This window comes from Pontiella sp., assembly GCF_041622395.1.
GTDB lineage: Bacteria > Verrucomicrobiota > Kiritimatiellia > Kiritimatiellales > Pontiellaceae > Pontiella.
Genome location: NZ_JBFJYW010000197.1, coordinates 1 through 7,461, shown reverse-complemented (window position 1 = coordinate 7,461; position 7,461 = coordinate 1). Strand labels below are relative to the sequence as shown.

Here is a 7,461-nt window from a genome sequence, read left to right as displayed (position 1 = left end):
GCGGTGGGGGCCGCCAGCGCGGCGATGGACCAGTTGTGGATTGACAGTTCTTTGAACTCAAAAGCAGCCCCTATGCCACGATGTGGACCATGAAAAAGGTTGTGGATTGGCCGTTCGTTGACGCCGGAAACACTGCGGTGGAGTTGCGTGGCTGTGGGCTGGGGGGAGGTTCCCAGGCGGATGTGCGGTTTGATCCGCGGCCTCCGCCCGGTAGAGGAGGCGATGAGGCTTGATATAAAGCAATCGGCGTGCCGGTTTTCGGGAGGCTGAAAAGGCTTCTCATCGGATCGAGGGTTGGTAGAGTTGCCGCAATCTAAAACCTTGGAGGCCTTCAAATGAAATTCATCGAACTCGCCGAAAAGCGGTGCAGCATCCGTAGTTACACGTCCGAACCCGTTGCGGAGGAGGTCTTGCAGGAGATTTTGCAGGCGGGCAACCTGGCGCCGACGGCCAAGAATCTCCAGCCGTTCCAGTTTGTCGTCGTGCGCGCCGCGTTCGGGCTGGATGCGCTGGCGGCGGCCTATCCGGCCCCCTTTTTCCGCGAGGCGCCGGTGGCGGTGGTGGTCTGCGTCGAAAGCGAAAAGGGCTGGGTGCGCAACCGCTACGACAACAAGAACTATGCGGAGGTCGATGCCGCGATCGCCATCGACCACATGACGCTTGCCGCCACCGACAACGGGCTGGGCAGCTGCTGGATCGGCGCGTTCGATCCGGCGATGGTGCGCGAGGCGATGGGCCTGCCGGAGGGCATTGAGCCGTTGGCGATCCTGTTGCTGGGCCATCCCAAGGAAAAGGGTCGCGAAAAAGTCCGCAAGCCGCTTTCGGAATTGGTGCGGTATGACCACTGGTAGTGCGCGGGGCGGCGGCCTGCTGGGGAAAATCGGGGCGATTTGGGGGGTTGCGGGGCTCAGCCTGGTGCTGGGGCGCGGGCTGTTCAGCCTGATGCCGTATGTCGCGGAGTTGCCGGAATCTTCCTTTAGCCGGTTGCATTGGGCCGCATTGGCGGCCAGCCTGCTTTTCATGGGCTATGCCGAGGGCTATAAGGGGTTCCACCTCAAGTTCTCGCCGCGCGCCGCCGCCCGGGCCCTTTATCTGAGGAACAATCCGACGGTCGTCCGCGTGGTGTTCGCGCCCTTCTTTTGCATCGGCTTCTTCCATGCCACCCGCAAGCGCAAGATCGTGGCCTACAGCCTAACCACCATGATCATTCTGTTGATCGTTTCGGTGCGGAGCCTGCCGCAGCCCTGGCGCGGCATTGTCGATGCGGGGGTGTTGCTCGGGTTGGGGTGGGGCCTGGTCTCCGTCTGGATCTTTGCCGCCAAGGCCTTCTTCGGAAAAAACTACGCCGTTTCGCCGGAAACGCCCGAGGCCTGATGCTTATCACACGTTTAAACGTGTGATGATGCGGTTTGGAATTTCGGGCACATTTTTATGGTGGGGCCGGTCTGAATCTGGAAATCTCAAGACCTTTGGTTTTAGCCAAGAAAAGTAAATGAACCACAGATGAACGCGGATAAACACAGATTCATGACCAGGATGTGCCGAACAGGCTCTTCCTCCGGCGGGTAAGCGGGAAAAACGCCTGATCTCATTGGGGATCCGTGTCCATCTGAGTTCGTCAGGGGTTTGATTCCCGGATTTAGGTTTAGGGGTTTTGCGGATGCAATCCGAATCCCCCGGCGTGGGCCGGTGTGCGGTTGCTCGTTCAAATGACATGGAGGATTATTAGCGATGGATACATATTTCAAGCTGCAGAATGGAAGCGATGTGCGCGGCGTGGCGCTCGAGGGCGTCGCCGGCGAACCGGTCAACCTGACCCCCGAAATCGCGCGCACGATCGGAAACGCGTTTGCCCAATGGCTGGAAAAGAAGCTGGGCAAGAGCGGGCTGAAAGTGGGCGTTGGCCACGACTCGCGCCTTTCGGCGGAGGCGATCAAGACCGCGGTTTTCCAGGGGCTCGAAAAAGCCGGATGCGCGGTATACGACTGCGGGCTGGCCTCGACGCCGGCGATGTTTATGTCGACCGTGTTCGAAGACTATGCCTACGACGGCTCGATCATGCTGACCGCCAGCCACCTTCCGTTCAACCGCAACGGGTTGAAGTTTTTCATTCGCGAAGGGGGCCTGGGCAAGGCGGACATCAAGGAAATCCTGACGCTGGCCACCGAAACGGGCGCCGTTGCGGCCGCCGGGCCGGAGCGGGTGGCCACCGCCGCGCTGATGGACGACTACGCGAGCCATCTCGTGCAAATCATCCGCAACGGGGCCGGCAGCGAAAAGCCGCTGGACGGTCTGAAGATCGTCGTCGATGCGGGCAACGGCGCGGGCGGCTTCTTCGTGGACAAGGTGCTCCAGCCGCTCGGCGCCGATACGGCGGGCAGCCGCTTCCTCGATCCCGACGGCTCGTTCCCGAACCATATCCCGAATCCGGAAGACCCCGACGCGATGGAGGCCATCATTGCGGCGGTGACCGACAACCACGCCGACTTCGGCATCATCTTCGACACCGACGTCGACCGCGCGGGGGCCGTCGATAAAAACGGCAAACCGGTCAACCGCAACCGTTTCATTGCGCTGATGGCGACCATCGTCCTCGGCGAACACCCCGGTTCGACCATCGTGACCGACTCGGTTACTTCGACCGGGCTGAAGTGGTGGATCGAGGAAAAGCTCGGCGGCGTGCATCATCGCTTCCAGCGCGGCTACAAGAACGTCATCAACGAAGCCATCCGCCTGAACGAGGCCGGCACGCCTTCGTTCCTGGCCTTGGAAACCTCCGGCCACGGCGCGCTCAAGGAAAACTATTTCCTCGACGACGGCGCCTACCAGATTGCCAAGATCCTGATCAAGATCGCCCAGCTCAAGGCGGCGGGCGCGGGCACGGTCGACGAGCTTATCGCCGAGCTGCCGGAGCCGGCCGAGGCGATCGAATTCCGTCCGCAGATTACGGTCGCGGATTTTTCGGCCTACGCCGACGAGGTGCTCAAGGCGTTCGATGCGTTCGTGGCGAACGAGGCGGGCTGGTCGCTGACGCCGAACAACTACGAGGGCGTTCATGTGACGACCCCGGACGGCTGGATCCTCGTCCGCAAGTCGCTGCACGATCCGCAGATCCCGATCAACATCGAAAGCGATGTTGCGGGCGGAACCGCCCCGCTGAAGGAAAAGGTGGTCGGCTTCCTGTCGGGCTTCGATGGCCTGGCTATTGCCGGATAATCTTGAACGAGGCGAACGCCCCGGTGAAGCCGGAATCCTCGACGTCCAGAAGGTTCTTCAGGATGGGCGGGCGGGTTCTCGGCGCGCCGAGGCGGATCTGCATGTCGGTGCCCCGGAACGGGGCATCGAGGCTCAGCATGGCGACGCGCTTGCGGTTGAGGCTCAGGATGGCGGTGTCGGGCTTGATGCGCAGTTCGATCGTGACCCATTTTTTGCGGTAGTTGCCGATGCCGCGGTCCTCGCGTTCCTTGAGCGTCATGGAATAGGCGCCCGACCGGATGGTTGCGCGCACGGCGTGATCGGTGAGATAGATGACATAGCCATGCTCGTCGTTGCCTTGCGATAGCACGATGCCGTCGGACAGGACGAAGATCCGCGCGGTGACGATCCATTCGCGGCCGTCGGGGTCGAGCAGCGAGCTGTGCGGAATGTCGAGGCCCTGACCGTCCATGATCGAGAGCATGTTGCGGTAGTTGGCCCATTCGATCGTGAGATCGCCGAGCGGGACATGCAGCGGATAGAGCGACTTGCTGGGGATGAGGCCGTTCGTGACGTTTTGGAAATCGAGGTTGAGCATGAGGCCCGGCGGCAAATGGCGCTCGATGGCGGCCGCGGCACGCCAGGGGAGCGCGGCCAGGGTCGTGAGCCCCATCCACTTGAGTCGGTCGCGTGCTTTCATTTAGCGCATTCCTTTCTGTTTCAGGAGGGTGAGGCTTCGGCAAACGAAGCGGGAAAGTTCGTTGAAGGCACGGTAGGGCAGCACGGTGAAATAGCGCAACGGCAACTTGAAGCTTTTGTAGCTGGTTTGCCCGACGATCTGCGAGCCGAAGTCCTTGCGCTGGTGGATCGGGGCCGGGCGGAGGCTCAGGGCCGTGATGCCGAAGGTCCATTCGCGGTCGAAGGCGTGGTCGTAGGGCAGGCGCATCGGCCGCAGTTGGTCGACCATGGCCGCGGCGGCCTTGCGGTTGACCAGATAGGCGCCCGAGCCCGTGTAGCGCGACAGGTTGCAGCACAGGCTGAAGCCGTTTTGCATGTCGGCGACTTTTACGGGGCTGCCGCTGTGGGTGCCTTCGAGCCGGAGCAGGTCGAACCGCTGCGCATGCGCGAGGGCCGCGTCGAGCACGCCGCGCAGGTCGACGGACCAATCGACGTCGTCTTCGAGGATGAGCGCATGTTCGTGGCCGGATTCGAGGAACATCCCGAGGGCCTTGATGTGGCTGAAGTAGCAGCCCAGCTCCGAGAGGTTGGTGCGTTTGCCGTGGCGCAGGCGGTAGGCCGTTTCGTCATAGTCGGGATGCGGCAGTTCCAGTGCCCGACCCAATACCGCTTCGACCAAAACCATATCGATTCCTTCGGCGGCGAGTTTGGTCTGGACGTGTTCGCGCCGCTCGGCGGCGTCGGGCAGGTTGATGACATAGGCATTCATGGCTCTGAAGTAAGCAGGATTACCTTTGCTTTGCAATCCGCCGTGTCTATTATTCGAAGATTCTAGATTTTTGGTATGGATAGGTTTTGGGACAGGAGATTGCATGCCCACGATTTCGCTGATTATCAGCACATATAACAATCCGCTGGCTCTTGGCGAGATATTGCGACGGATCGAGTGCGGTACGGAACTGCCCGAGCAAGTTTTGATCTCCGATGATGGATCTGGCGAGGAGACCCGGGCGTTGGTGGACCAATGGATCCGGGAGTCCAAGCTGAATATTGTCCATTGCTGGCACGAGGACAAGGGGTTCCGGAAAACCCGGATATTGAACATTACCCTCTCCCGCACGACCGGGGAGTATGTGGTTTATCTGGACGGCGACTGCCTGCCGATGCCGTGTTTTATCGAGGATCACCGCAAGCTGGCTGAGAAAGGATATTTTGTGCAGGGGCGGCGGGCCTTCGTTAGCGAGGAGGCGGTCCAGGGCCTGTTGCGGCACGAAGTCTCCTTTTTTTCGCTTTTCCTGCACCGGAAAATCCGCGGACTGGTTAAATCGTTCCGTTTTCCGGTTCCGGTCGTTATTCGGAATCGGCGGCACAAAGGTTTAATCGGGTGCAATCTGGCGATCTGGACGGAGGATTTAGTCGCCGTGAACGGATACGACGAGGCCTACGAAGGTTGGGGGATCGGGGAGGATTCCGACCTGTGCATCCGGTTGTATAACAAGGGGCTGCGGCGGAAGTTCGTCTATGGTCGGGCCATCATATTCCATCTCGACCATCCTCCGTGTAGCAAGGATCATGTTAAGAAAAGTTTGGCGAGGTTGCAGGAGGCGATCGATTCGAAGCGGGTTCGCTGCGAAAACGGGTTGGATCAGTGTCTGGAGACCGACTGATTTGCCGGCGGGGGGAGTGGGGAAATGGCATTGCTAACCGACAAACGAATTCGACGGATCGCCTATTTTTCTGCGGCGGTTCCGCAGCATTATCTGGTGCCGACGTCCTTGTACCGCGGGCGGTTGGATCGCCTGTTGCGGGGCCTCGACGATGAAGAGCTTGCGCGTTTGGGCGAGCGGATCGGCTACTATTGCAAGCTGGACGAACCTTTTGGGGTTTCGGATGGCGCGGTGACGCTGAAGGGGGTGCCCAGCAACCGCCAGACGATGTATTACTACGACCTGCGCGCCATGATGCGTTGCTTCCCGCCGCAGGTGCGCATCGATTACCAATTCGGCGATGTGAACTGGGTCATGGACCATCCTTCGTTGGTGAAGAGCCGGCCGATTTCGGACGACAACGCCAACAATGTGCTGCTGAAGCTCAACCGTATCCGGCATTTCTTTCCGCTGGATGATCCGTTCCGCTACGAGGATAAGCGGGACCTGTTGGTTTGGCGCGGGGCCGGCGGACAACGCCACCGCAACGATTTCCTGCGGAAATACCGGCACCATCCGATGTGCGATGTGGGGCAGGTGAACGAACCGACGGCCGATGGCCAGCCCGACTGGGTGAAGCCGAAGATGACCGTCAAGGAGCAGCTCCGCTACAAGTTCATCCTTTCCATCGAGGGCAACGACGTCGCCTCGAACCTGAAATGGATTTCGCAGTCGAATTCGCTCTGTCTGATGGTTCGACCGAAGTTCGAGACCTGGTTCATGGAGGGGCGGCTCGTGCCGGGGACGCATTATGTCGAACTGCGGGACGACTATGCGGACCTGCCCGAGAAAATCGACCACTACCTCGCCAACCCGGACGAGGCCAAGGCGATCATTGCCAACTTCCAGGCCTACTACCGGATCTTTACCGACGTGCGCAGGGAAGAGCTGCTCTGTCTGTTGGTGATGAAGAAATTTCTGGCGCTTTCGGGGCAGCTCGCCTCCGCGTGAAAAAGCGGTTTCGGCTATTGAAGATGGGGGGGGGGTCCAGTACTGTTCCCGATTATTTCCGCATGAAGTGGGTTTTTGCGGGGATGCGGAACGACATGAAAGAAGCGAATGGCTAGCACGATCTCCAAAACAATAGCGCGGTACCGACCCTATGCGGGGTTGATCAAGCCCGTCAGAAAGCAGTTCTTTCTGGGTCTGATGTTCGGGGCCATCGCCGGCGCCGCCAGCGGATTTGGCCTGCCGTTCCTGCTCTACAAGGCGCTGCCCGTCATTCTGGCCAGCCCGCCGCCGGACTTCTGGGTGCTGGTGGCCTATATTTCGATTTTCCCGGCCGCCATGACCGTGCGGGCCATCAGCGGTTTTTTCAACATCTACCTGGTTTCCTATGCCGGCATGCGGATCCTGCTCCAGATCCAGCAGCAGGTCCACGCGCGGTTGCAGTGGTTGCCGCTCTCGTTCTTCCATAAAAACACAGTGGGCGACCTGATGTCGCGCGTGCTGGGGGATTCCACCGCCTTGCAGCAGGTGCTGACCGTGGTGGCCAACGATCTCGTCGTGCAGCCCATGACCGTGGTCGGGGCCATCGGGGCGCTCATCTACCTCTCCATGAAGCAGCGTGAAACGCTCTTCTTGTTGCTGTTCGTCGGAACCATCGTGGTCATTATTTTCCCGATCCAATATCTCGGCCGCCGCCAGCTCAAGCGGGCCAAGCAGGTGCAGAAACAGGGCGGCGACATCTCCCGGACCATCGGCGAAAACCTCAGCGCCGTGCGCGAAATCCGCGCCTTCAACCTGCAGGAGCGCGAGATCGGCCGTTTCGGCGCGGCCCTGGAGCACTTTTGCCATCTGACGATGAAGGTCATCAAGTACGACAAGATGATCCGTCCCGGCATCGAGCTGATGGGGGTGGTCGGCGTTTCCGTCGCCGTCG

The 7,461-nt window shown here is 60.4% G+C and carries 8 protein-coding genes; 6 read left to right on the top strand and 2 right to left on the bottom strand.

The genetic code is table 11. The features are described from left to right. Positions 1-335 precede the first annotated feature (335 nt). From ABYO54_RS11605 to ABYO54_RS11595, 3 genes are all read left to right on the top strand, one after another. Entirely contained in the window at positions 336-851 is a 516-nt protein-coding gene (locus ABYO54_RS11605; RefSeq protein WP_372808415.1) for a nitroreductase family protein, read from the top strand. Continuing rightward, positions 838-1,374, top strand: a complete 537-nt coding sequence (locus ABYO54_RS11600; protein WP_372808414.1) for a hypothetical protein — start codon at positions 838-840, stop codon at positions 1,372-1,374. The genes ABYO54_RS11605 and ABYO54_RS11600 overlap by 14 nt, the downstream gene beginning before the upstream one ends. 357 nt (positions 1,375-1,731) lie before the next feature. Continuing rightward, positions 1,732-3,216: a phosphomannomutase/phosphoglucomutase gene (locus ABYO54_RS11595; protein WP_372808413.1), complete on the top strand. Its 1,485-nt coding sequence runs from the start codon at positions 1,732-1,734 to the stop codon at positions 3,214-3,216. On the opposite strand, the gene ABYO54_RS11590 is transcribed toward ABYO54_RS11595, so the two are convergent. After that, positions 3,203-3,895, bottom strand: coding sequence for a hypothetical protein (locus tag ABYO54_RS11590; RefSeq protein WP_372808412.1), 693 nt, complete (start codon positions 3,893-3,895; stop codon positions 3,203-3,205). The genes ABYO54_RS11595 and ABYO54_RS11590 overlap by 14 nt on opposite strands. Continuing rightward, a complete protein-coding gene (locus ABYO54_RS11585; protein ID WP_372808411.1) occupies positions 3,896-4,642 on the bottom strand; it encodes a glycosyltransferase family 25 protein in 747 nt (248 codons plus the stop codon). Positions 4,643-4,745: 103 nt separating this feature from the next. On the opposite strand from ABYO54_RS11585, the gene ABYO54_RS11580 reads away from it, so the two are divergent. The 3 genes from ABYO54_RS11580 to ABYO54_RS11570 form a co-directional block, all read left to right on the top strand. Continuing rightward, entirely contained in the window at positions 4,746-5,540 is a 795-nt protein-coding gene (locus tag ABYO54_RS11580; protein ID WP_372808410.1) for a glycosyltransferase, read from the top strand. Between the two features lie 24 nt (positions 5,541-5,564). Further along, complete coding sequence (locus ABYO54_RS11575) at positions 5,565-6,530, top strand: glycosyl transferase family 90 (protein WP_372808409.1); 966 nt, start codon at positions 5,565-5,567, stop codon at positions 6,528-6,530. 108 nt (positions 6,531-6,638) lie between these two features. Then, the coding region (locus ABYO54_RS11570; protein WP_372808408.1) for an ABC transporter transmembrane domain-containing protein at positions 6,639-7,461 on the top strand (823 nt) is incomplete at its 3' end.

Bases quoted from the DNA above. Each gene is read 5' to 3' on its own strand.
- ABYO54_RS11600 (WP_372808414.1), top strand. From the start codon at position 838: ATGACCACTGGTAGTGCGCGGGGCGGCGGCCTGCTGGGGAAAATCGGG.
- ABYO54_RS11575 (WP_372808409.1), top strand. From the start codon at position 5,565: ATGGCATTGCTAACCGACAAACGAATTCGACGGATCGCCTATTTTTCT.
- ABYO54_RS11605 (WP_372808415.1), top strand. From the start codon at position 336: ATGAAATTCATCGAACTCGCCGAAAAGCGGTGCAGCATCCGTAGTTAC.
- ABYO54_RS11585 (WP_372808411.1), bottom strand. From the start codon at position 4,642: ATGAATGCCTATGTCATCAACCTGCCCGACGCCGCCGAGCGGCGCGAA.
- ABYO54_RS11595 (WP_372808413.1), top strand. From the start codon at position 1,732: ATGGATACATATTTCAAGCTGCAGAATGGAAGCGATGTGCGCGGCGTG.
- ABYO54_RS11580 (WP_372808410.1), top strand. From the start codon at position 4,746: ATGCCCACGATTTCGCTGATTATCAGCACATATAACAATCCGCTGGCT.
- ABYO54_RS11590 (WP_372808412.1), bottom strand. From the start codon at position 3,895: ATGAAAGCACGCGACCGACTCAAGTGGATGGGGCTCACGACCCTGGCC.